The 24,605-nt window shown below is 54.6% G+C and carries 23 protein-coding genes; all 23 read right to left on the bottom strand.

The genetic code is table 11. The features are described 5' to 3' along the window. Nucleotides 1-86: 86 nt before the first annotated feature. A complete protein-coding gene (locus IAE48_RS05955) occupies nt 87-416 on the bottom strand; it encodes a hypothetical protein (RefSeq protein WP_233631438.1) in 330 nt (109 codons plus the stop codon). 92 nt (nt 417-508) lie between these two features. After that, complete coding sequence (locus tag IAE48_RS05950; RefSeq protein ID WP_200133773.1) at nt 509-856, bottom strand: hypothetical protein; 348 nt, start codon at nt 854-856, stop codon at nt 509-511. A gap of 703 nt (nt 857-1,559) precedes the next feature. Beyond that, a complete protein-coding gene (locus IAE48_RS05945) occupies nt 1,560-1,931 on the bottom strand; it encodes a hypothetical protein (RefSeq protein WP_200133772.1) in 372 nt (123 codons plus the stop codon). Nucleotides 1,932-1,941: 10 nt separating this feature from the next. After that, nucleotides 1,942-4,341, bottom strand: a complete 2,400-nt coding sequence (locus IAE48_RS05940; RefSeq protein ID WP_233631437.1) for a type VI secretion system Vgr family protein — start codon at nt 4,339-4,341, stop codon at nt 1,942-1,944. Nucleotides 4,342-4,397: 56 nt separating this feature from the next. After that, complete coding sequence (locus IAE48_RS05935; protein ID WP_023480152.1) at nt 4,398-4,778, bottom strand: DcrB-related protein; 381 nt, start codon at nt 4,776-4,778, stop codon at nt 4,398-4,400. Nucleotides 4,779-4,920: 142 nt separating this feature from the next. Continuing rightward, nucleotides 4,921-6,375, bottom strand: coding sequence for a protein kinase (locus IAE48_RS05930; RefSeq protein WP_200133771.1), 1,455 nt, complete (start codon nt 6,373-6,375; stop codon nt 4,921-4,923). 26 nt (nt 6,376-6,401) lie between these two features. Further along, nucleotides 6,402-9,020, bottom strand: a complete 2,619-nt coding sequence (gene tssH / locus IAE48_RS05925) for a type VI secretion system ATPase TssH (protein WP_200133770.1) — start codon at nt 9,018-9,020, stop codon at nt 6,402-6,404. Between the two features lie 175 nt (nt 9,021-9,195). Continuing rightward, nucleotides 9,196-10,239, bottom strand: a complete 1,044-nt coding sequence (tssG, locus tag IAE48_RS05920) for a type VI secretion system baseplate subunit TssG (protein WP_094419670.1) — start codon at nt 10,237-10,239, stop codon at nt 9,196-9,198. After that, on the bottom strand, nt 10,236-12,107 hold the full coding sequence (gene tssF / locus IAE48_RS05915) for a type VI secretion system baseplate subunit TssF (RefSeq protein WP_023480090.1): 1,872 nt from the start codon (nt 12,105-12,107) through the stop codon (nt 10,236-10,238). The genes tssG and tssF overlap by 4 nt, the downstream gene beginning before the upstream one ends. Before the next feature lie 3 nt (nt 12,108-12,110). Then, nucleotides 12,111-12,680: a type VI secretion system baseplate subunit TssE gene (tssE, locus tag IAE48_RS05910; RefSeq protein ID WP_094419669.1), complete on the bottom strand. Its 570-nt coding sequence runs from the start codon at nt 12,678-12,680 to the stop codon at nt 12,111-12,113. Next, nucleotides 12,673-13,485: a type VI secretion system accessory protein TagJ gene (locus tag IAE48_RS05905; RefSeq protein WP_200133769.1), complete on the bottom strand. Its 813-nt coding sequence runs from the start codon at nt 13,483-13,485 to the stop codon at nt 12,673-12,675. Before IAE48_RS05905 ends, tssE begins: the two co-directional genes overlap by 8 nt. Nucleotides 13,486-13,494: 9 nt before the next feature. Continuing rightward, on the bottom strand, nt 13,495-14,472 hold the full coding sequence (locus IAE48_RS05900) for a hypothetical protein (RefSeq protein WP_200133768.1): 978 nt from the start codon (nt 14,470-14,472) through the stop codon (nt 13,495-13,497). A 20-nt stretch (nt 14,473-14,492) separates the two neighbouring features. Further along, complete coding sequence (locus IAE48_RS05895; protein WP_023480106.1) at nt 14,493-15,287, bottom strand: PP2C family serine/threonine-protein phosphatase; 795 nt, start codon at nt 15,285-15,287, stop codon at nt 14,493-14,495. Beyond that, nucleotides 15,284-17,104, bottom strand: coding sequence for a type VI secretion system-associated FHA domain protein TagH (gene tagH / locus IAE48_RS05890; RefSeq protein WP_200133767.1), 1,821 nt, complete (start codon nt 17,102-17,104; stop codon nt 15,284-15,286). Before tagH ends, IAE48_RS05895 begins: the two co-directional genes overlap by 4 nt. A gap of 140 nt (nt 17,105-17,244) precedes the next feature. Beyond that, nucleotides 17,245-18,039 carry a lysozyme inhibitor LprI family protein gene (locus IAE48_RS05885; protein WP_200133766.1) on the bottom strand — a complete coding sequence of 265 codons (795 nt, stop codon included), beginning with the start codon at nt 18,037-18,039 and terminating at the stop codon, nt 17,245-17,247. 3 nt (nt 18,040-18,042) lie between these two features. Further along, nucleotides 18,043-18,876 carry a peptidoglycan-binding protein gene (locus IAE48_RS05880; protein ID WP_054803667.1) on the bottom strand — a complete coding sequence of 278 codons (834 nt, stop codon included), beginning with the start codon at nt 18,874-18,876 and terminating at the stop codon, nt 18,043-18,045. Nucleotides 18,877-19,077: 201 nt separating this feature from the next. Further along, a complete protein-coding gene (locus tag IAE48_RS05875) occupies nt 19,078-19,560 on the bottom strand; it encodes a type VI secretion system tube protein Hcp (RefSeq protein ID WP_023480099.1) in 483 nt (160 codons plus the stop codon). Between the two features lie 202 nt (nt 19,561-19,762). Then, on the bottom strand, nt 19,763-20,257 hold the full coding sequence (locus tag IAE48_RS05870; protein WP_200133765.1) for a T6SS effector amidase Tae4 family protein: 495 nt from the start codon (nt 20,255-20,257) through the stop codon (nt 19,763-19,765). After that, complete coding sequence (locus IAE48_RS05865; protein ID WP_370568963.1) at nt 20,254-20,679, bottom strand: Rap1a/Tai family immunity protein; 426 nt, start codon at nt 20,677-20,679, stop codon at nt 20,254-20,256. Before IAE48_RS05865 ends, IAE48_RS05870 begins: the two co-directional genes overlap by 4 nt. 73 nt (nt 20,680-20,752) lie before the next feature. Beyond that, nucleotides 20,753-22,255 carry a type VI secretion system contractile sheath large subunit gene (gene tssC, locus IAE48_RS05860; RefSeq protein ID WP_023480123.1) on the bottom strand — a complete coding sequence of 501 codons (1,503 nt, stop codon included), beginning with the start codon at nt 22,253-22,255 and terminating at the stop codon, nt 20,753-20,755. Between the two features lie 3 nt (nt 22,256-22,258). After that, on the bottom strand, nt 22,259-22,783 hold the full coding sequence (tssB, locus tag IAE48_RS05855) for a type VI secretion system contractile sheath small subunit (RefSeq protein WP_023480163.1): 525 nt from the start codon (nt 22,781-22,783) through the stop codon (nt 22,259-22,261). Nucleotides 22,784-22,857: 74 nt separating this feature from the next. After that, entirely contained in the window at nt 22,858-23,874 is a 1,017-nt protein-coding gene (gene tssA, locus IAE48_RS05850; protein WP_094419664.1) for a type VI secretion system protein TssA, read from the bottom strand. A gap of 11 nt (nt 23,875-23,885) precedes the next feature. Further along, nucleotides 23,886-24,596, bottom strand: a complete 711-nt coding sequence (gene tagF, locus IAE48_RS05845; protein WP_023480097.1) for a type VI secretion system-associated protein TagF — start codon at nt 24,594-24,596, stop codon at nt 23,886-23,888. Between the last annotated feature and the right edge of the window lie 9 nt (nt 24,597-24,605).

The raw sequence follows: 24,605 nt of genomic DNA, 5'->3' as shown, positions 1-24,605 counted from the left end.
TCCTCTAAATCCAATTTAATAAAAAGGATAGTTTATAATGACTGGATTTTAAAAAATCCACTATAGCAAGTTGTTTTTCAGAAGAGCTATTTATCAAAAACAAAAACAAAATTCTTATCATCGATGTACATAATTTTTATTCCCATACCTTTCTGCATTTGGGGAGCATAAAAAGCATCAATTTTTTCTCGCCCCTGAATTTTACGCCCTTCAACATTCAAGGTATATACTACTGTTGTATTTCCAGCATCATCAGAAGCAACAGGTCTTATCGTTTCGATTATGGCAATTACCGACCTTCCTTCACGAAGGATTTTATCCCTTCTGGCGACTGACATAAAACACAATATAATGATACTGGCAAATATCCCGAGTGCTAACAGCAACCCCATCATATCGCTTTGTCCTATCTCCATAAAAATTAGTCATTCACTGTCCTGCGCAGGTCTCGTGCTAGAGACATTGACGTCGTCATCTTGAGTGAAGTCGGAGCAAAATGAAGCATACGTTATTCCATATCCCCTGGCACGAGAAACACCTTTTTAGGATTTTCCGGCAAATAATACAATAAGACAGTATTTTTTCTCATTATTTTTATCAACTCTTCAGGCGTAAAAAACCGCCTGGCCCAGGCGCGAGTTGTTCCATTCTTTGTTTCGAACTCAAGCTCCATTTTGAACCTCATGTTGCCAGTACCCGACACCCCAATATTTTTCTTATTAATTATCCGCGCTTCTGCCTTTACCCCTTTGGCTCGAAACTTCGTGTCATCAATGCCTGTTTTAATAACACTGTATGCCATCCAACCTATTACAATTACTGAAAGGGAAATGCTCCATAATGTTGATTCAGACATCCATTCGCCTCGCATACTGATTTCTATTTACTATTGTGTGCTTTGGTGGTCGACATATTAACACCGAAGAACGGATGGCCTTTTAAGTGTAAATCTTCACGCCATTTCGTTTGGCATGAGAAGCACCTTTTGTGGCGCATGACGCATATAGTAAAGAATAACGGTATTGTTTCTCATCACTTTAATAAGATCCTCAGGTGTGAAAAATCTTTTAGCCGTTGCCCTAACGATGCCATCCTCGGTTGGAAACTCAACAATCATACGGAATTTTGTATTCCCTGTGCCTGACGCACCTATTTTTCTTTGCTTATTATTTTAGCTTCGACTCTGACTCCCTCTTTTTTAAACTTATCGTAAATAGCACCGGTGTAATCGCAGTAAGCAATCACACCGACACACGCAATGAGGACACCTATAAGAGTAATAAAAGATGAGTCGAGCAAATTACAGCCCCATAAAAATCAATGAAAATATAATCATATGATTGTATTTTTATATTGCCGCACTTATTTCAGTACCATTTCGCCATACCATTATTAATCCTCACCTCAAACAACAAAGCATTTCCTCTTGCGCGATAAACCTTATGAAATTATGCAATAATTATTGCAGACCAAGTTGCAACTTAAAAAATCGGATTTAGAGACTTTTAGTCTCAAAGACTTAGCCTGCATCAATTAATCACTAGTGTAGGATTTTTAAGTTACAACTCTTCCAAAGCGTTCTTTACATTTAACATGTTCTTGTGAGGATCTGTTCTTAAATATATAACAGGCACAGTAGCCCCTTCTTTATAATTGAATAAATCCATGGTTTTGATTGCTGTCATAACATTTTTTTCTTCAATCAAAACACCATTGTTAGCATTAAATTTATAATCCAGAGTTACGTTTACGACACCAAATGTTGAGGGTGTTCCTGGCACAACTTTTGTGATAAGCGCGTTAACATAAACTGGGTCTTTAGCAATTTGCTTCTCAACTCGCCCATTTTTATAGTTACGAACAAAAATGGATAATATAATAAGAACAACTATAATAGGAGCAATAATGTTAAGATATTTTAGATATTGCATTTTTATTCTCTTAGTTAAACATTGTTAGGATTGATGTTTTCAACGCTACTTTATAGTTAGTCGCATTAACTGTTCCATTTTTATATTTAAACCCATTGTTGTAGGCAATTTTCACAGCTTCATTTTCAATTTTCGTAGTCGTTATACCTATAGTCATACCAGTTAAACCCAGAGCTAAACCTGTCACAGAAACTGAGTTCAACACAAAGCCTGTTACATTTAACTTTTTCTCAACAGCCCATGGCGTATCAACGTTGACCTCAGTATCACTTTTAATATTAATTTTACTAGGCGAATAAATAGTTATTTCACCAAGGACATTATCAGTACTATTACCAACTATATTTCTTGCGACGTTACCTTCAATATCAATAATTTGGTTTTGCTTAACCGTTAATTTATCAACACCATTTATTTCTGTTACAACGCCTTTTTTATAATAGACTTCAGTTGCTGCACCGATTGCAGCACTCGATGCGGATGCTAAATAATCGGTAGGAGCAACTCTCACACCGGGCGCGGATGCCACTGCTCCTTGCTTTTGTTTAATGTCAAATGGTATTGCTCTCACAAGGCTTTCGTTTCCTTGTGCATCAATGGTTTGGCCGAATATAATTTTCGGAGCTTCATACATTATTTTTATTACAGCCGTTGTGCTTACACTTTCGTCAGTTTTGAATACGAGATTTTTTGTGTAACTATTATCCGAATATCCCTTTACCGACTTAGTCTCATTATCGACTATCGTCTCTTTTCGGCCTTTAGCCGTGACGGAGATTGTCTGACCACTATTGTATGTCTGTGTATCGTGATCATCGACAGTCACTGACCGGGTTGTTTTATGTTCATAAATTGTCGCTTGATGAACAACTTCATTATGTACACCTTCGACTGAAACGTTCATGTCGCGTTCAGAATGCAGATCGACAGATTCGCTACCCAGCCTGTCTTCAAAGAACAAATAGCTGGCGTTGTCTTTACTTCCATCCTTACTGCGCGTCATAAAGCCCATACGCGTTGAATCGTCGGGCAGTGACCATGGCGGCATGCTCGCTTCGTTGTAGACCCGCCCTGTCACAATTGGACGGTCCGGGTCGCCGTTGATGAAGTCAATCACCACCTCATCACCCACGCGCGGGATCTGCACCCCGCCGAAGCCCTGGCCTGCCCACGCGCTCGACACGCGCACCCAGCAGGAGCTGGTGTCATCCCCTTTCGCCTGCCGGTCCCAGTGGAATTTCACCTTTATCCGGCCATATTTGTCCGTCCAGATACTCTCGCCCTGCGGGCCGACCACTTTTGCCGTCTGCGGGCCGTGTGTTTTCGGCCACGCCGTTACCGGTGCCGGGCGGAACACCACTGACGAGGGAATGACGGTGAAGTCGGTGCGGTGCACCGTCTCGCCGTCCGAGCCGCTGGCGTAGCGGTTTTCTTCCAGGAAGTAGTTCGCCTCAGTGGTCAGGTACTCGCCGTTATCGCTGAAGAACGGCGCGTTGTAGAGCGCAAAGGTGTGACCGGGCGCAATACCCGTCGCCGTGGCGGTGGCCTGAATCTGCTGGTGCTCCACCTGCCACCGCTCCTGGCGGATGCGGGCGTAATACTCCCCGTGACCGTGCTCGACAAAGCGGCCCGGCCAGTCATAAACGTCAATGCTCCCCGGCTGTGGCGAGGCCGGGTTCTGCCGGGCCTGGAACAGCCAGGCGTTCGGTTTGCGGAAGTCGTAGTCATCAAGGCTGTAGATACCCGGCGTCACGCTGTCCTCCAGCGCCCACTGGCTGATGCCCTCCTCGCTGGTGCTGCCGCCGGACGGCGTCGCGTGGTAGGGAATGGTTTCGTACCCGCTGAAGGGCTGATGTTCCGTGGCGGCGTCCGTCAGCACCATCACGTGCCGGTCGGCTTCGTGACTGAAGTGGTAGGCAATGCCCTCAAGCTCCATCAGACGGCTGATGAAGTCAAAACTGCTCTCCTGGTACTGCACGCAGTAGCCCCAGCTCCGGTAGCTGCCGGTCAGGCGGTCCTCAAGGTTCACCTGGTATTCGCCAAGCAGGGTTTTCACGATTTGCGGCACCGTCTGCTCCTGGAAGATGCGCAGGTTGCGGTCGCGCTTCATCGGCCACACGTCCGGCTCCACCGTCAGCCGGTAGACCGCATACCGCGTCCCGGACATCTCCGTGGCGCTCACCGCCACGCGGGTGATTTTACCGTTGAAATGGCGCATGCCGCCGGCAATCCCCTGCGTCGGCACATTCACCGTCACCGGCTGGCCGAGCAACTGGCTGCGGTCGATACGCGCGTCGGTGCCCAGCACCGTCAGGGAAAAAGCAAACGCTTCAGACAGCGCCTCGCGACCGGTGAGTTTCCAGAAAAGCAGGCCGTCTACCGGCAGCTTGACCGTGATCCTGTCTTGCATGGTGAAGTCCTCTGTGACATCTGATTTTAATGAAGGGTGAGCCTGGCGGTGCAGCGTTAGCGAGCGCGATGGAATTTCAGGCTTTGAATAATTTCCTGATATTGCTGTTGGTAAGACTCACTAAATTCACCCGGGCAGGTGCCCACATAGCTGACCATTTTCTGACCCGCTGCAGGATCCGCCAGCAAAATGATGGTTTGCCGCTGATAAATGATCCGGTTGTCATTGCTGAACTGATAAAACAACTCGACGGCAGGATTGCCATCAACGTCTAACATTTGGGTGGATTCGAGGTGAAAATCGGTGAGCGTCATCTCCAGCTCGCGGATCTTTCTGGCGGCGACGGTATGAACCTTATCATCGGCTTTGGCGCTGGCGCGAGAGACAACAAACGTAAATTCACTGCCACCGTTATTACTGTGTGTTAATAAATTCATAGTTCTGTCTTTTTTATAGGTCGGACGAGACTAAGGTCGTGATGAAAAGAAGAAGCCGTTGCTCCCTGCAGCAAGGTGAAATGATACGCGCGGGATGACGCTCCCGCGCGTGACCGGGTCAGGGTGCCCGGGTAAACAACGATTACCGCGGCTGCGGATTGATAAGCCAGGTGCCCGGGTTAGCAATATCGACAGTCTGGCTACGAGTCTGGCCATTGCCTTCCAGCACCAGCTCGTAACGGCCCGGTTTCACTTTCAGAGAGGCAAAACCGTTGGTGGCCGGTGAAACAGACTGGCTTTCGCCGTTGAGCGTCAGCTTCTCGCCCTCGTTCATCCGAACAAAGAGTTGTGCTATCGGTGTCTGCGAGGCCACCGGTGCGGCGCTCGGCGTTTCACTCTGGCTCTGTGCTGGCTGAGTCGTCGGCTGTGCAACTGGCTCGGTCTGGCGCGGCGGCTCGACAGGCGCGCTGTTCTGCTGCGGCTGCGAATTATTGACCGTCTCCGTTGCGCCCTTTTCAGGCTCCGAGCTGCTGCTGAACAGCAGCGCGCCGGCGATAACACCAACAATCACACCTGCCGCGACCAGCGCAGGCAGTTTGTAGCGCTGCCAGCCAGCAACCTCAACTTTTTCCGGCGTCTCTTCAACCGGTACCAGCATGGTGCCAGGCTGCTTCACGTTCAGCACATCGTCGATACCGGCGACCGGCATCTCAATCAGCGCGGCAAACTCATCTATCGACTGCGGACGATCTTCCATCTTCAGCGCCAGCGCGCGATCGACAGCCTGCAATAACGCATGAGAGTAGCCCGGCAGCCCGCGCTGGGTCAGCGGGACATAGGTGTCCTGAATGCTGCGCACTACGCTGACCGGCGGCGGTGAGCCGATGATCATGGTATGCAGCACGGCACCCAGAGCGTAGATATCGGTCCACGGCCCCTGCTCGCTCTCGTTGTCGTCGGTATATTGCTCGATCGGCGCATAGCCCGGGCGCAGCATGGTTTCGGTTTCATCAGAAATAGAACCGATACTGCGGCGCGCGGAGCCGAAATCAAGCAGCACCGGTAAGCCGTTTTCCTGAATCTGGATATTGTCCAGTGAGATATCGCGATGAAGATAACCCTCATCGTGAATGGTCTTAATTGCCCCCAGCAGCATCGGCAGCATGCGGCGGATCCAGGCTTCATTGATCAGTGCCGGATTCTTCTCGCGCAGGCGCGACAGCGTCGTGCCGCTGTAGAACACCGTCCCCATGTAGGCGGTGTCGTTCTGCACCCAGAAACGCAGCACATGCAGCAGGTTCGGGTGGTTAAAACGGGCCAGTAAACGGGCTTCCTGGATAAAACTGTTCAAACCGGCGGTAAACGCTTTACTGAAGCGCTCGCTGCGCAGCACCAGCGTCATGTCGTCGTTACGCACTGCCAGCGAAGAGGGCATGAACTCTTTAATCGCGATGGTTCGCTCAAGCTGGTGATCCCAGGCGCGATAGACGATGCCGAACCCTCCACCACCGATCACTTCTTTAATTTCAAACTCATTGAAGCGATATCCCGGTGGCAACGCGTTCGGTACACTCCGGTTGTTATCGTGATCCGTCATATTGGAAAACTCTCTTGATAATGGCGTTACGCCGCAAACTGACAGTGAAACTCACCCTGCTCAAACGTGACACGTAAACGCTTATAATGCTCGTCTCGCGCGCTGGCGTCGAGTAATAGCTGGCTCATAAGCGGCAGCAAAGTGTTGGTAAGGATGGAGTCAACCATACGTCCGCCCGATTCCACTTCCGTACAGCGGGCAACGATCTGTTCAACCACGCTCTCATCCACTTCGGAAACGATGCCATGGTTCTCTTCGAGACGACGCTGAATGCGCTTAAGCTGCAGACGCACGATCATCGCCAGCATCTCATCGCTTAGCGGATAGTACGGCACCACCAGCAGACGGCCCAGCAGCGCAGGCGGGAAGACCTGCAGCAATGGCGCGCGCAACGCATCACGCAGTGCGTCCGGATCCGGCATCAGCTCAGGGTCGGCGCACATGCCGGTAATCAGATCGGTACCCACGTTGGAGGTGAGGATGATAATGGTGTTACGGAAATCGATATGGCGACCTTCACCATCTTCCATCCACCCTTTATCGAACACCTGGAAGAAGATCTCATGCACATCGGGATGCGCTTTTTCAATCTCATCCAGCAGCACCACGCTGTAGGGACGACGGCGCACGGCTTCCGTTAACACGCCGCCTTCACCATAACCGACGTAGCCCGGAGGCGCGCCTTTCAGGGTAGAGACCGTATGCGCTTCCTGGAACTCGCTCATATTGATGGTGATGATGTTCTGCTCGCCGCCGTAGAGCGACTCCGCCAGCGCCAGCGCGGTTTCGGTTTTACCGACACCTGAGGGGCCGCAGAGCATAAACACGCCGACCGGCTTATTCGGATCGTCAAGGCGCGCGCGCGAGGTGCGAACACGTTTGGCAATCAGCTCCAGACCGTGACGCTGACCAATAACGCGTTCATTTAAGGTATCGGCCAGTTTCAGCACCGCGTCGATCTCATCTTTCACCATCCGGCCCAGCGGAATGCCGGTCCAGTCAGAGACCACGGCGGCAACCACGTTGGCATCTACGGAGGTAAAGAGCAGCGGCTCATCGCCCTGCAACGCGCGCAGCGCATTTTGCTGCTCGGTAAGGGTGGCGCGTAACTCGGTCAGCGCCTCTTCCGGCGCGGTATGTAGCTGCGCACGCTGGGCGATGATGCTGTCCACCAGCGCCTGCTCCTGCTCCCAGCGCTGCGTCAGCTCATCGCGCTGCGCTGCGAGTTTCTCCAGATCGGCCTGCAGTTTCACCACGCGCTCGCTGTCGCCAACGGCGACTTTGGCTTCACGATTGGCAATCTCGATCTCCACGTCCAGCGCGTCGATGCGGTGCAGGCAATCTTCCAGTTGCGGCGGAGGGGAACTCTGGCTGACGGCAACGCGCGCGCAGGCCGTATCGAGCAGAGCAACCGCTTTGTCCGGCAGCTGTCGCGCCGGAATGTAGCGATGCGACAGCTTCACGGCAGCAACTACGGCTTCATCCAGCAGCAGTACGCGGTGATGTTTCTCAAGCGCCGACACGGTGCTACGCAGCATCAGTACCGCTTTCTCTTCGTCTGGCTCGGCAACCTGTACGGTCTGGAAACGACGGGTCAGCGCCGGATCCTTCTCAATGTATTTTTTATACTCAGCCCAGGTCGTGGCACCGATGGTGCGCAGCTGCCCACGTGCCAGCGCCGGTTTCAGCAGGTTGGCGGCATCGCCAGTGCCCTGCTGGCCACCTGCGCCAATCAGCGTGTGGATCTCATCGATAAAGAGAATGATCGGCGTCGGGCTGGACTGCACTTCGTTAATCAGCGCCTGCAGACGCGCTTCGAACTCCCCTTTCATCCCTGCGCCCGCTTGCAGCATGCCGATATCAAGCAGCCACAGCTGAACGTCCACCAGCGGCTCAGGCACGTCGCCACTGGCGATACGCAGCGCCAGGCCTTCGACCACGGCGGTTTTACCCACTCCGGCTTCACCGGTCAGCAATGGGTTGTTCTGGCGACGGCGCATCAGGATATCGACCATCTGGCGGATCTCTTCGTCGCGCCCGACAACCGGATCGATCTTGCCATCACGCGCACGCGCGGTGAGATCCTGGCCATACTGAGCAAGCGTTCCCTGCTGAGCCGGTGCAGCAACACCGCTTTCATCATTCAGGGCGACCGTTGCCTGCTGCGTCTCTTTGCTGTTGGCACAAATGGTGTCGAAATTATCCAGCAGCGCATCGGCGCTGACGCGATCAAACTGCGGGGAGATTCCTTTCAGTACGTTGGCGAGGCTCCAGGTTTTCAGGATCCCCGCGAGCAGGTGACCGCCGCGAATGCGGGTGACGCCAAATTTCAGCGAACCGTAGACCCATGCGCGCTCAACCGCTGTATCAATATGCTCTGACAGGTCGGAAACGGAACTTGCACCGCGCGGCAGTTTATCCAGCGCCGCGACGATATCGCGCGTTAACGCCTGCTCATCAAGTGAAAAGTGGCGGATAACCTGCTGCAGATCACCATCCGACTGCTGCATCAACTGATGCAGCCAGTGAACCAGCTCCACATAAGGGTTGCCCCGCAGTTTACAAAACGCGGTGGCGCTCTCCAGCGAGGTGAATAAGAGTGTGTCGAGTTTGCCGAATAAGACGGCGCGGCTGATTTCTGACATGGGTTCTTCCATTATTCATAATTAATTAGCACTTCATCCTTCGTGCTGTCTCGTCGATGGCGGCCCCATCTCCTTTGTGCTTACGGGTGTAAGCGTCCGGGATACGCCGGCTTACCGTGCAACGCAACGCGAATGATTATGTGCAGACGTCAGACAGGGATGCAAAATCGAAGGATTACCCCTCCGGGCTAAATACCAAATCTCCACGCGCTTCTGGTCTCGGTTGCATACCAAGCCAGGCGCTATACCCCAGACGGCTGTCGCCGCCCAGCGCGGCGCCGACAACATCTTCGCTGCGCAGGATAATTTTCACCGCCCACTGATACTCAATGCCCAGATACTGGCGCACCCAGTCGCGAAGCGCGGCGACATACTTCTCTCCCGGCAGAAAGCGCCGGTAGGTTTCAGCCGGTAGCGGGCCGATCTCAATGCGAAATTTATGGCACACATCGCGCACCGCCTCACCAAGAAAGGTGGATTGCCCCAGACGCGGCGCGTGCCGCCCACCCTGCAGACGCGCGCGTTCGCGCGGGCTGAGCGGCATCCACTGCGGAACGTTCTCCACAATGTGGACCGGCACATTGAAATAGCCGCGCAGGATCTTCGCCAGCCCCTCGGGATCGCGGCCGTTGCGGGTTAAGTGCCCTGCCAGCGCGAAGCGGGAATGGGGGCTAAGCGTCCCCTTCTCCAGTTGGCCTGGCTGCCCCATGCCGATCAGCGATGCGATATAGTGCTCGAAGCGATTATTGTCTTTGCGATCGAGAGAGACCGTCGGTTGCGCATCCGCCCACGCACGATAAAAGAGCAGCGTCAGCCGATGATGGAACAGATCGGCAAAGGCGCTCATGCTCTCATCCTGATGATGGTCGATACGCTCGCGCGCATACTCCGTCAGATGGATGGGCAGCGGGCCGTTAGGGCCAAAAAGACCAAAGCTGTAGATCGACACATCATAGAGCGGCGACGCTTCGCGCTGTTTCACTCCGGCGAGCGTTGCCGGCGCGAAGCTGAGCGATGGTGTCTGCCCGACGCGCAGCGACTCAAAGCGCGGCAGCGGCGCTCGCCCCAGCGGGTAGCGCTCACCGCCGCGCGCATCCACGCGACGCAGCAGAGTAAAGAGATCGTAACGCCACGGCGTTGCCATCACGTTCTGCCAGAAGGCATCCGGCAAGCTGTTCAGGCGGACGATCGCAGGCTTGAGCGCGGGCGTGTCGGTCATATCAGCGCCCTCTTGCCCATACGCGGCGGCCAGTAGCCCACTTCGCCGCGCTGCTGGCTCTTGAGGGTAAACTCCGTAAAGCTGTTCATGCCCACCAGTCGGGCAAAGACGCGCTCCAGCACGCTGCCGAAAAGCCACGGGCTGAAGCCGGAGAAGGCCTGCTCATCAACGGTAAGGGTAATACCAACGCCACGGGCAAAGACAATCGGCCCCGGCTCCGGCACCCGGCGATGTACGGGCTCCAGCACGCAGTGGCGCACGCCCTCAATCTGGCGTGCCACCGGCGCTTCCGCCAGCCGGGTATAGAGCCCAAGCAGCTGGCGCAGCGCCGCAGCGCCTTCGCCGTTTTCGCCATCCATCAGGCTGAGGTAGTTCATCTGCAGCTGGCTGATTAAGCGCCAGGTACTGAGCCCTTCTGCCAGCGCCGGACGCGGCGGCGTCGGCCCTTTGCGCAACTTGAGTGATTTCACCGGCAGCGAATCGGGCAGCACAAACTGCCCCATATCCTGCTGCAGCATCAGCGGCAGATCGCGGCTGGTGCACAGCACTTCTGCGGTGATATAGCGTAAATCCTCTCGCCACGGCGCATGTTGCTCATCCACTAGCGAGGCGAAAACTTCGGAGCCGATATAGCCGGTGCGGGTGCCGTAGCGCTGGGCATGCTCAGAGAGCGCGCGCTGCTCGCGGCGCACCGAGAAGTAGGCACCGTAATTGCCCTCATCCTGGCTCCAACTGCTCCAGAACGGCCGGAAGGTCTGCTCATCGCGCTGGCCGTCGACGCTGGCGTGGATTTTGCCAACAGAGTAAATCTCATAATCCAGCGGACGGATGTTATCGACCACCAGATGGTATTCGTGCAGGCTTTCGCTCAGCTTCTGCCGCTCGGCGATCTTTGGAAACAGGTTGATGACCGGCGTACAGTGCAGCGCCAGATGGCTCTTATCCACCACCCGCTCCAGCTGACCGTCCGCTTTATCAAGCAGAATAATGATATCGAAGGATTTGGCTTCGCCGCTGCTTTCCAGCATGGTGCGCAGCCCCTGCAGGCTGATAAAGAGAAAACGCGACGGGAAAGCAAAATACTCCTGTAGCAGGCGGTAACCGTCGAAATTGCGCAGGTCGTCAGGCAGCAGAGACTGGTTAGCCTCAAAGCCCTCCTGGCGCAGCGCGTCATCCGCCAGCACATGGAGTGCAGCCTGCGGCGCGTTTGCCTGGCAGACCATGCCTACCTGATGCTCCATCAGCAGTTCAAGCAGTTGCAGCGCCTGCATGTCAGGCCCGCTCAGGAAGAGTTCCAGACGGTCAAAATCGAGATGGCTGAGATTTACCGGGCCATCGCAGCTCAGGCGAATACGCAACGCGCTCTGCGCGCCGCGCTGGCTTAAACCAACCTGCGCCAGAGGAAGATCGGCAGGCACGCCGCCAAGTTCAACCTGGCTGATTTTCAGCGGCAGCAGCGTGACGTCGTGGGCGGTGGTGTAGCTACAGGTGACGCCATTCTTCTTCATCACCTGGCTGTCCATCATGGTGCCGCGCGGCACCACAAACCCGTTGCTCAGATCGCCTTTGGCGCTGTCCGGCTGCAGTTCTGCAATTGCCATTGAGGGCGTCGGCGCCAGGTAGTTCGGCGCGACCATCTCCAGCAGACGCTGGGAGAAGCGCGGAAACTCGGCGTCCATTTTTAACTGTACGCGGGAGGTGAGAAAGGCAAAGCCCTCCATCAGGCGCTCGACATAGGGGTCGGATACATCCATCCCACGCATGCCCAGACGTCCGGCCACTTTTGGGTAGCGCCCGGCAAACTCCTGGCCCATCTCACGCAGCCAGGCGAGTTCGCGGTTGTAGTACTCCAGTAATTTGCTTTCCATGAATTACCCCGCGTCTTTCAACTCGAAATGCCCGTTTTCAAGATCCACATCGGTGCGAAAAAGGAACTCCAGCGGATAGGGCACACACCACAAACGACCTTTGATCTCAATCGACAAAATATTGTGCAGATCCAGCGATTTGGTATCGGAGATACAGCGCACCTGCAGGCCCTGCGGCAGGATGCGCGGCTCAAAGTGCAGGATCGCATCGGTGAGCTTGCGTTGAATATCATTCCATTCAATATCGGACATCCGCTGGCCCGCCAGCGGCGAAATACCGAAGTTGACCACCGAGCGGCGAACTTCATCAAAGCCGGAGAGATCCTGCTGCGCTTCGTTATTGATGGTATTAAACAGCCACTGCAGATCGCGCAGCACATTGCGGCGCAGCGCCGAGTGGGTGATCAGATTGTTATTCGCCGGTTCCTGCACTTTGTCCGGTGCGTCATCGGTCAGGCGATCGAGCAGCGAGGGCTGCATTTTATCGCGCGCGCCGACGGTATCTTTGCCGCGACGCGAGCGCCAGCCGCTGCGCAGCAGATCGCCCTCGTCATGTTGTGCGGAGTTACTCATTCGTCGCGTCCGCAGCGAAGGTCACTGTGGCGAGATCGAGCAGCGAATATTCGGCACCGTCATTGAGCCACACTTTTTGCCCCATCCCGAGGTAGTGCGCCGACTCGCCCGGCAGCTGCTGCCATTCGGTGACGCGACAGAGTTTAAAGCGATCTTCTGCGTTATCCTCCAGCGGATAGCGCGCCGGGATCTGGCACACCTGTTCACTGCCATCGCGCAGGCGCACCAGCGTGTGACGCCAGACTAAATCGGTGGCGCTGGCGGGCGGCTGAAACTGCATCGCGGAGATGGCGCTAAACGGCAGCCAGAAGTAGCGACCATTCACAATCGCTTCGCATACCGGCCCAAAGCGGCTGTCGCCATCCATCAGCCAGTCGAACGCTACCGTCTGCCCATCCTGTGTGGCGAGCTGACCGGGATTGGCGTCGGCCTTCTCCAGCGCCGCGTCACGCAGCGCGTCGGCATCACTGCCCTGCGGATCCAGTGCGCTAATCACCTCTGCCAGCCATGGATACTGCTCGACCGGTGCAACCGGACGCGCGCGCCCGGCCATCACGTCGGCACGCTGACGCTCGCCCTCGATCGCCTGCTCCAGCAGGGTGACGGTCGGCTGCGCCTGCGGCTTAAGCCCCTGCCAGCTTTTTAACTGCGCCTGCGCGCGTGTCCAGTTGCCGTCCAGGCAGAGCAGCTGTGCGAACGCGGCGCGTAAATCGGCGTCGCCCGGCTGAGTGCGAATACGGCTCTCAAGCTGTGCAAGGCTATCCTGCAGGGACTCACCCGCCAGTTGTTGAAATAGGGTATTCATGGCTGCTCCTTAGTTGACGGTTTTGTAGGTCCCGACTGCGGGATCGCGCAACTGCGGATGCAGGGAGTCAATCAGCAGAATATTGAGGCGAGTGCCCGGCTCGAACCACGGGGTCCAGACTTTGCGCACTTCATCAAGCCGCGCTTTTAAGCGTGTGGCATCGCTGGCCACTTCGCGCGAAATCTCGACGGCGACGGTGCCGTTGGCCTGCCAGCCGTTGAGGCTGTTAACGTAAGGCAAGATCATCCAGCTCTGCGCCAGACTGCCTTCGCTCACTACCATACGTTCGTTATTGACGGTGGTGATCAGCAGACGGTCGGCGTCCACTTTGTCGCTCAGGCCGCTCACCGGGAAACCGTGAACGAAGGTCATAGTAATTTTCTTTTCGGCGCCGTTGCTGACCTGCGTAACATCGCTGCGGCCGTTCAGCCAGCCGCCCTTCTCGCATTTCCCATCCTCTTTAGCGGGGATGAAGAGTGCTGCCGCGCTGGCATCGCCCTGCCAGAAGGTGCGCAGATGGCAACCATCCTGCAGGGTGAACTCCTGCCACGGCGCACGGTTAGCGGGTGGGGAAAGGTCTTCAGGGCGGCCAACCGGCTGTTGCAGCGTCGTGGTTTGCGCTGGCGCGGCGCCGTTTGAGGTGACGACCGGCTGCCACTCTTTGGCTTTATCTGCGGTACCTTCAGCCAGCGTCGTACCCTGCGCGTCAGTCAGTTTCCAGTGCACCTGCGTCAGGGCACCGCACTGGTTTTCCAGCAGCGCGCCAAGACGGGGTAAGAAGTTGTTCAGAACGGAAGGCTTTTTCTCGCCGCCGGTGACAATGCGCAGCGGCAGCGTCTTACCGCACCAGCTTTTGGGAGTGTTATCCTCAACATTGTCGATCCAGACATCCAGTTTTTGCGAAGGCGATTGCACGATGCGGTAGTTTTCTGCCTGCGCGCTGCCACATGCCGCAAGCAGGGCCAAACCCGGTAGCCAAAGTTTCATAAAAGTCCTTGTAAGCTGTATCAATCACGAAGAGGGAAAAACTGAGCGGCTTCAGAGATCGTATGCAAAAGCGTGGTCTCCTGAGGCGTACCCATCCACACCGCCACGGCGCTGTAGTTATCCTGCTGGGTTTGTGACCCGGCACCGTTTTTCAGCAGGATTTGATTCATTAATGTCAGCCACTCGTCGGGCGTATTGACCATATGCAGCGACTGCTGCATCTGCTCTTCGGTGACGCCGTGCCAGAAACCATCCGTACACAATAAGAAAGCGTCACCATCTTCAATCGGCACCACATCGCTGTAGCTCGGCTCGCGCTCATCCTCGCCGAGACCAAGCGCGAAATAGAGCAGGTTGCCGTTAATGCCTTCAACCTGATGTCCGGCGTCTTTCATCTGCTGGACCAGGCTGTGATCGGTAGTCACATGATAGAGCCAGCCGCGGCGAAAGAGATAGAGACGGCTGTCACCGGCGTGGGCCCAGTAAGCCAGCTCGTAATCGCGATCGATAAACAGGCTGACCATGGTGGTGCCCATGCGGTTGTAATCCCGTACCGCTTGCTGCTCTTTACGGATTGCACGGTTCGCGCCGTTGATGTAGTTGCGAATGTACTGGGCATTGAGGTGCTCATCGCCGTCAAACTCGGTGATGATGGCATTGCGCGCCAGTTCGGCCGCTTTGTCACCGCCGGGCAAACCGGCGATGCCATCGCAGACGACAAAACAGGCGGCACGCTCGCCGATAGTTTCTCCGGTCTGATCCTGATTACTGGCACGCTCGCCTTGTCGTGATATTGAGGCGGTGCTGATATTCATTCTTCCGATCCGCTTTGTGAGTCTTTGTACTGGTTAACCTCCATGTCGTAAGCGTGGAGGAACGCTTCACCGAACAGGGTATGGAAGTCATCGTCAATCTCACCGGCGGTTTGCGCATAGGTGCGCACAAAGTAGTCCCACATCGCGGCCTTGCGGTTGGAGAGCACGCCAAGACGTGAGGTCGCACCGTCACGTTTCGCATCCTCTTCCAGCTGCTCAGGATTAAAGGATTGCAGCATCGCCGCGATAATGGCGCGGATACCGGAGATCATCCCCAACTGGTGCGCCTGCAAGTCGATCAGCGCATCGCGCACCGATTTTTTCGGCGGCATAAAGCCCGGCATGCGGTTACCGAACATCTGCATCAGCACGGTTTTACCCGACGGCAGCAGTTTGAACGGGTTGTTTGCATCGTCCAGCACCATTGTCATATCTGCTTTCACGCCGCGCTTTAAGATCGAACGCGAGGAAAGCAGCGCCACGGTGCCCTGCGAGAACATACTTAACATCTGGCCAAACTGGCGCATGTTCTCTTTATCAAACTGCGGAACGGGCTGCATATCGCCAAGCCCCATCCCTTCGAGCAACGCTTCGAGCAGTTCACCCTGTAGCACATCGCCGCTGTCGCCGGAGGTGCTGGCAGGTGCTGATTTTGCGCCAGGGCTCTGCACCGGATCGATACGCAGGCGCCCTTTCGGCGTCTGCGCCGCGCTGCGCTGTACCGCCTGCGGTGTCGGCAGCGTGATGCCGGCATAATCCTGTGGCTCCTGCACGCCCTCCTGCAGCGGCATCGGCTCCTCTTCGGCGAAGAGCGGCGTGCCGCTCAAATCCTCTGCGTGCAGATCGGTAATAATCGGTTGCGGCTCTGCCGGCGGCTCGCTGGCCTGCAGATCGGTAATGATCGGCGAAGAGGGCTCCTGCGGTTTCGCCAGGGCAATCTCATCAGCATGCGCCAGCGGTACAGCACCACTCAGCAGCCCAAGCGGGTCGTCGCTGCGTGCCTGCTGAGCACTGCCGCTGCCGCCAAACAGCGCCAGCGGATCGAGTTCGTCGCTCTCAGGCGCACTCTCTTTCGGTGCCTGTACCGGTTCAACCGGCGGGACTAAGGTCGATGGCGTGGCGTCATTAAAGATGCTGTCGTTTTTAAACAGCTGTTCGTCATTGAACAGATTGTCTGAATCGAGTGATTTTGGCGCGACCAGCGGTTCGTGGTTGCCCAATAATGAGAGCGGGTCTTCCGGGTTGCGCTCCGGCTCTTTTGGTTCAGCAAAAGGATTGAAGTTTTGCGGCTCGGCGGGTTTGGCACGGCTGCTGGAGATGCTGTCGGAGATTGAGAACTCCTGCATCAGGCTGTCCCAAATTTCCGTCGGCACGGAGGCTGGCGCGCCCTCTGCTGCGTTTTTCGGCGCAGCGGCCGGCGCAGGTGCAGGCTTCGCTGTCGGTGCAGGCGTTGGCTTCGGATACATCTCCTCGGCCATGCGGCTTACCGGCTGCGTGTCCTGAATCAGATCGCTCACTTCGATGCGGTATTCATCGATACCAAGAATGTCCCCATCCTGAAGCTCGACCTGACGGCCGCGCTCAAGCGGGATGTCGTTGAGCACAACGCGCGTCACGTTGCCGCGGTTGGTGACACGGCATTCACCCGTGCCGGAGATATGAACAATGGCCTGCAGACGGGAAATAGAGCGGTCGTTATCCGGCAGCACCAGATTATTGTCGGTGCCGCGGCCAATGGTGCCGCCCGGAGGATAAAAGTCGCAGCGGCTTTGCGGCGGCTGATGACCGGGTTTATTGGTGATAATAGTGAATCGCATCGCGTATTCCTGCTGGAGTTATGTGCACTCAAACGGCGCCGTTTTGGGTAAAGCGGCTGCGTTTGAATACGGGCATCTGAAAGCGTTACTCAGCCTACTGCGGGGAAAGCAGTGCGCCCTCCCCGCTATTATGAAACGACTCAGACGCCATCCAGGCTATGTGCCAGGGTTTCCAGACGATCGTTCATCGATTTTTTCAGGCACTCCGTGTCCGCATTACAGTTGTTGCGCTGGCTTAACCACGCTTTCTGCTGTGACTGCAACTGCTTGTCGAGGTCCTTATTGCCCACCTTGACCGCTTCCTGACGGAAAGATCGGTAGGAGCGCGCGACGCTGTTATCCAGTGACGCCAGTTCGCGATCGCTACAGATCGCTTTTTCCGGTGCAGAAGCCGCTTTAGCACAGTCAAACGACGCTTTCGGCTTGCTGTTTTTATCTACAGGCGCGAGTAACAAGATGGTGCCATCCGTCCAGTTGAGCAGTACGCTTTTGTTAACCACTGCGAAACTGGCATCAGCGCCCGGATCGCCGTTAGAAAAGTTTCCTGATGCACAGGTAATGTTCTCAACCTTCGCTTTCGCTTTACCATCTAAGCCCAGCTCATAGGTTTTAGCGGCGTCTTTCTCCGGAATAGATTGCGTTGCCGCAACCCAGGCGTTAAGCGTAGAACCGTTCTCTTTTATCGTCGGTGACTGGCAGTTTGACCCACCCGGCAGCGACGTGGAGATCCCCTTATCGGTCACGCTCAGAAAGCGTCCCACCAGGCGATCGTCATTGAACTGATAGTTCAGGGTACGTTCTGATTCCGTATTGATAAAAGCTTGCTTAACCTGCCATTCGCCCGTAACCGGCGAATTCGCCGCCAGCGCAAGTGACGGCAACAGGGTCGCGGCGGAGATTGCCGCCGCCAGCATCACAATTTTATGCGTCTTCATCGGTCAGTTATTCCCATAGTCGCCGTTTAAGTACAAGTTCACTTCAAAGTTGCGACGATTAATCAAGCCTTTCACCACTTTATGATTACTGGTAACGGCGCGTTTAATTTCCGTCATCGCGTCAGAGATCTGCCCACGGTTGATAAAGCCAAACACATTTCTCAGTCGTCCTCCCGGGTTATAAGCGAAGGAGACCAGTGCATCAAACTCATACTGTTTGAGAGGCACAAAAATACCATTTCTGACACTGTTGACGTACGGGGGGACCGTTGCACGCAGTAAGTTTGTCTCCTGCTCATCCGTCAGGCGCACCAGTTTGGCGTTATCTTTAGCAAACTGGCTCGCTTTGTCGTCCTTGAGCCCGGCAGCTTTACTGATCTTCTCTGCCGTAATGGCATCGATACCAATTTCCATCATTTTAGCTTTGATGGACTGCTCAGATCGCTCTTTCATATCGTAGCCCGGCCCAAGCGTAACGCCGCTTGCGCCGCCTGGCCAGTGCAGATAACAGCTTTTGTTCGCCCAGGCTTCACGATGAAAAATGAAGCTCATACCGCTGGCGGAAATATCCATTGCGCCAACCGCCTGACGCCCTGCGCTGCCGGAAATCGGCGGCTGCGGCGCGCGGGTTGTCACGGGTTTACCCAATGCAGCGAGCGTACGACGCCCGACAATACCGTCCACATGGAGATTCTGTTTAGCCTGGAACTGTTTGACAGCCATTTCCGTTTTCAAGCCGAAAATACCATCATCACCGACGTTAAACCCTGCTTTACTCAGCAGTTGTTGTAACTCTTTTACATTCGTACCACGATCACCCTTGCGCAGAACACTCATTCGTTCATCCTCAAAATATTCTTTAATATTTATACGCATTCAAACGACACAGCTTTCAGCAAAGCTGCTGCGTTTGAGTAGCAATAGCTCTCTGTTGCAGGAAACACGCTATTTGATAAGAGGAAGTCAAAACTAAAGAGGAAATGTGTGGTGTTTATCAGCACGAAAACAGGGTGAGCCCTTGCGGGCTCACCGAAGCAATTACGCTTCTTTGTTTTCTTTGATGTTCCAGCCAGCGCTGGTTTCAGCACCTTTACCGCCGGAAGAGGACTGCTCCCAGTACTGCTGTTTCACTTTCGCAGCCTGGAATGCATAGGTCACACCTACGGTGTCGCCGTTGTCAGCACCGGTGTACTGAACGGAGGTCACCAGCACGTCTTCCAGAGTGATGCGAGCATATTCAACCTGCTGACCACCTGCTTTGCAGACAGAGAGTTCAACTTTGGTCAGATGCTTGCCGCTGGAGCAGTGCTTCAGGATAGCGGTAGTGGATTTGTCAATGAGTGCATTTACATGCAGGTCGTTGAAATTGACTTTACCGGCACCGCCGCCACCGCCAACACTCATGTTCCCTGGCTGTGAAGCACCCCAGGAGAAAGATGTGATATCAGTCCAGCCGGTGTGGTTAGAGTCTTTGGACTCGCCCGTAACTCCATCGACCTTCAGAAACATATCAATAGCCATAATATTTACTCTTCGTTAATGATAAATATTGCTTTCGAAAAAGCGCTTATATGGCAAATGGGTAAGCATGGGGCTGAATAAAACCGTCCATATTTTACCTCTGCCTCTTTACATTCCGAAAAAACGGGTGTTTCTTCAGAAATTCGTTTTCTCTCACATAGAGAAATTTAATCTTTTAAAGTGATAATTTGATTACTGTGAATCAGTTTAATTCCCAGAACCAGATTTCCTTGCAATGCGGAAAGCAGTTTGAGTTACAAATAAAAGAATTACTTGTCAGGGGCTCAAGCATATCAATATGCCCACCGCCATAACCATCAATTCTATTAAAAAAAACGACACCACGACGTTTTAAAAGGGCCCGACCACCCTCGACTTTGTCAGTGTAAATTTCCGCACTACCAAAAATATGGGGTTTATTGAGTTGGTCGGCCAGAAGCTTGGCCCCCATTTCAAATTTTTTACCTTTTAACGGGCCTTTTCTGATAGTAAACCGCCCTGAAAATTCAATGTTACATTTCAGCAGCGCCAGGCTCATTCTTACTGCGCAAGTGTTTTCGTACTGGCGACCTTGCCGTAGTAAGGCCTTAAAATCATAGCCTATCTCTGAAAAAAGGTCATCAGAGTCTACGAAACCTGCTCGCACATCATTTGAAGAGTAATGCTGCTTTTTCAATTGTTCATATAATGGCCTCATTTTTTACTCCTCTCATTACAAGGAAGAATATCGGCCATCGATTTAACAATATACTCAGCTGCAGGTCGTTCTCTTTCCGCTGATTTCATTCTTGATAAGCTTGAATAAATATATTCATGCGCGGAGCTGGGAAGGATTTTTTTGTAGTTACACCATATTTTACCTTCGGTTGCATCCAGCACGCCTAAAAAATACATATCAGCTTTAATGCGCTCACGTTCGTTTTTTTTATTATTCCAGGCGTTGAAAAAACGCTCGGCGGTGAGCTTAACATCATGCCCGGTTAAAAGTGCAGGATCGCGTGGGAATACAGAAGTGTCATCTTCTGGTAAAGATTCAGCCCTGGGATATTCATACGTTTTAGTTTCCGCTAAAACCATCACAGGCACTGTTATTAAAATAGTGACAAGTAGTGCTCTCATTTTCATCACAAATCCCTCTGTTACGAAAAGTATTAGTTGACCGTAAGCGCATCGCGCTTACGGTCTTACAGCCTTACGCCTCTTTGGTTTTCAGCGACGGCAGTTTTGAAACCAGACGCAGAGAAACGGTCAGGCCTTCCAGCTGGTAGTGCGGACGCAGGAAGAATTTCGCTGCGTAGTAGCCTGGGTTGTCTTCGATCTCCTGCACCTGCACTTCTGCAGCAGCCAGCGGTTTACGCGCTTTGGTCTCCTGCGAGGAGTTTGCCGGGTCACCGTCGACGTAGTTCATCACCCAGTCGTTCAGCCAGCGTTCCATCTCATCACGCTCGCGGAAGGAGCCGATTTTGTCACGCACGATGCACTTCAGATAGTGCGCGAAGCGGCAGCAGGCGAAGAGATACGGCAGACGGGAAGCCAGACGCGCGTTGGCGGTGGCATCGGCGTCGTGATACTCCATCGGTTTTTGCAGCGACTGCGCGCCAATAAAGGCAGCAAAGTCGGAGTTTTTGCGATGGATCAGCGGCATAAAGCCGTTTTTCGCCAGTTCCGCTTCACGGCGATCGCTGATGGCGATCTCGGTCGGACACTTCATGTCCACGCCGCCGTCATCGCTCGGGAAGGTGTGGCAAGGCAGGTTTTCTACCGCACCGCCAGACTCAACGCCGCGGATAGAGGTGCACCAGCCGTACTCTTTAAAGGAGCGGTTGATGTTGGTCGCCATCGCGTAAGCGGCATTCGACCAGGTGTAATTGTTGTGGTTCGCGCCATCAGTCTCTTCTTCAAAATCGAAGCTGTCAACCGGGTTGGTACGAATACCGTACGGCAGACGCGCGAGGAAGCGCGGCATAACCAGGCCCAGGTAACGCGCATCTTCAGACTCACGCAGCGAACGCCATGCGGCGTACTCGGTGTTCTGGAAGATCTTGGTCAAATCGCGCGGGTTCGCCAGTTCCTGCCAGGACTCCATCTGCATCACGCTTGGTGCAGTACCGGTGATGAACGGGCAGTGTGAGGCCGCGCCAATGCGCGCCATTTCACCCAGCAGCTCCACATCCTGCGGGCTGTGGTCGAAGTAGTAGTCGCCCACCAGGCAGCCGAACGGTTCGCCACCGAACTGGCCATACTCTTCTTCGTAGATCTTTTTGAACAGCGGGCTCTGATCCCAGCCGACGCCTTTATAGCGTTTCAGGTTGCGACCCAGCTCCTGCTTGGAGATGCTCATAAAGCGGATCTTCAGCATCTCATCGGTTTCAGTGTTATTCACCAGGTGGCTCAGACCGCGCCAGGCGCTCTCCAGCTTCTGGAAATCTTCGTGGTGAATAATCTGGTTGATCTGCTGCGACAGCTTCTCATCAATACCGGCAATCAGGTTCTGGATGGTGCGATAGGTGTCGGATGAGAACGTAACGGTGTTCTCCAGCGCCTGCTGCGCCAGGGTTTTCACCGCACTTTCAACCGCCGAGCGCGCCTGATCGGTTTTTGGACGAAACTCTTTATTGAGCAGAGAGCTAAACTCGTCCTGGCTAAAGGACTGGGCACCCTGCTGTAGTTCTTGTTGTTGAGAAGGATTGCTCATCAATTATTCCTCTTTACCTTGCGCGCTCTCGTCACTGTTCGGCATCTGGCTGAGTGATTTCAGCAGGGTCGGATCCTGCAGAACTTTTGCAATCAGCTCTTCAGCGCCGTTTTTACCGTCCATATAGGTCAGCAGGTTAGAGAGCTGGGTACGCGCTTCCAGCAGCTTGTTCAACGGTTCGACTTTGCGGGCAACGGCGTCCGGCAGGAAGTCATCCATGCTTTCAAAGGTTAAATCCACGTTCAGACGGCCATCACCGGTCAGGGTGTTGTCTACGTTAAACGCGACGCGCGGTTTCAGCGCTTTCATGCGTTCATCGAAGTTGTCGACGTCGATCTCGAGAAATTTACGCTCTTCAATAGAAGGTAAGTTCTCCACCGGTTTCCCTACCAGATCCGCCATTACGCCCATCACAAACGGAAGCTGGATTTTGCGCTCCGCGCCGTAAACTTCCACGTCGTACTCGATCTGTACGCGCGGCGCACGGTTGCGGGCGATAAATTTCTGACCACTGTTACTCATTGCCATGATGTTCTCCATCGAATATACGCGGTGAAGGTTTGATGACAGGCAACACGCCTGCCGTCATAACGCGGTTTGCGTCACTCCTGACGCCCAAAAATATTTTGTAGCTGATTGACGCCGTCCGGCGCCAGATCGCGAATGATCTCCATAAAATCCAGCTCGATTAATCGCTGCACGCGGTCGATCATCAGCGGTGCGGGGTGGCTCGGCTCATGCTGGGCAAAGTACTGTTTTACCTTCTCCAGCATTAACTGTGCATCCGCACGCGTGGCGACCTGCGCGGTACGCCAGTCGGTCATCGCCGGTAGCGGAACGGCAGCCGCAGGTTGCGCAGCGCTCTGCGTTGGTTGCGGCTCAGATGTCGTCTCTACAGGCTCATCAGAGCGGGAAGCGCGGCTGACACCGGCAATCATACCCACGGTCTTGAGTAACTGTTCCATTTCCGGCACCCCGCTTTCGCCCAGTTGTTCCAGCAGCCATGTACGGATGGTTTGCAGACGCCCTTCGATTTGCCCGATAGCTTCAATGCCGGGCTGACCGCCACGCGTCAACTCATCAATCAGGCGCACCCGTCCGCCGGGATAGCCTGCACACTCTGTTTTGCTGCCGTCGAGCAGCGACTGCGCATCACGCACGATAATTTCATCGCCGTTGCTGCGCAGTAATACGGACTGGCGAAGCGTGGTGGTTAGCGATGATTTATCGCTTAACCCGGCCAGGGCGTTAATGCGGTAGAAGGGATCAAACTCGCCGCCGTCGGTTAGCGATGGCCAGAGCTGATCCCAGTACAGTGAGAGAGCCTGACCCAGCAACAGCAAACCATCGGCATACCCTTCAAGGCCGCGGCGGCGTGTCCAGGCGTGGGTCAACGCCATCATCACGCGGATATCTTTGGTGCGTGACAGCAAGCCGGTGGCCAGTTTTTCCACGCGCGTCCAGTCAGCCGGTTCAGCAGGAATAATGGTGCTGCCAAACTGCTGCTCGGCTTTGCCAAGGCTCGCCTGCTCCATCGCCTGGAAATCGGCGTCGTACTCAAGGTTTTCACCGCACGGCTGCTCCGCAGTAACCGGAGCCAGTAACGTTTCAATAGTCATCCGCAACCTGCTTATTCATCAAACATTGGTGGGTAAAGACCGTGACGACCGGGTCTTGCGCCGCCCGCCGGTTCAAACAGTAGCGTAAAGAGTTGACCGGTAAAGTTACCGCTGTGTACATGCGTGTAGAGCGGATACCCGTCGCTACGGTTGGTCCACCAGAAACTAATCTGACGCTGCGGATCAAAGCACTCGGCGGCCTGCTGCCAGCCGATCGATGATTCGCCATCGCCTTCATAACCAATCACATCGAGAATTTCCGAGCGCGCTTCCGGCTCTGCCAGCTGTACCGGTGGGATAGCCAGCAGCGCCTGATCGAGCTGCTCCGGCGAATAGCCGTTGCGCACGGCGTGAAGCATGGTGCGTCCCAGTTGCTGATACCAGTCACCCGCTTGTGCCAGGTGACGCGGCGACCACTCTAGTGGGTTAATCGCCATCAGCGCGCAGAGCGGATACTGGCGGCCAACGCTATCGCGTCCGGGAAGCAGGCAGCCCATCTGAACCTGTTGCCCGCCCAGCATCGGCGGTACAACGAAGTTCCAGATTGGCGCATTGCTGAACTGCCGTTCACCGCCGCGCTGCTCCTCTTTTTGCCAGTTCATCAATCCCACCTGAAACCAGTGGGACCATTGACGCTGCAGAGCGTCTGGAAAGCGGCGCTGGAGAAAATCACCCGCACTGGGCAATTTCCCATACCAGCTAATTGCAGAAGTCGTAGTCATTAGGCGTTC

Source organism: Kosakonia sp. S57, assembly GCF_016516575.1.
Lineage (GTDB): Bacteria > Pseudomonadota > Gammaproteobacteria > Enterobacterales > Enterobacteriaceae > Kosakonia > Kosakonia cowanii.
Note: the sequence above shows the minus strand (reverse complement) of the source record. Positions and strands in the feature narration are given on the sequence as shown.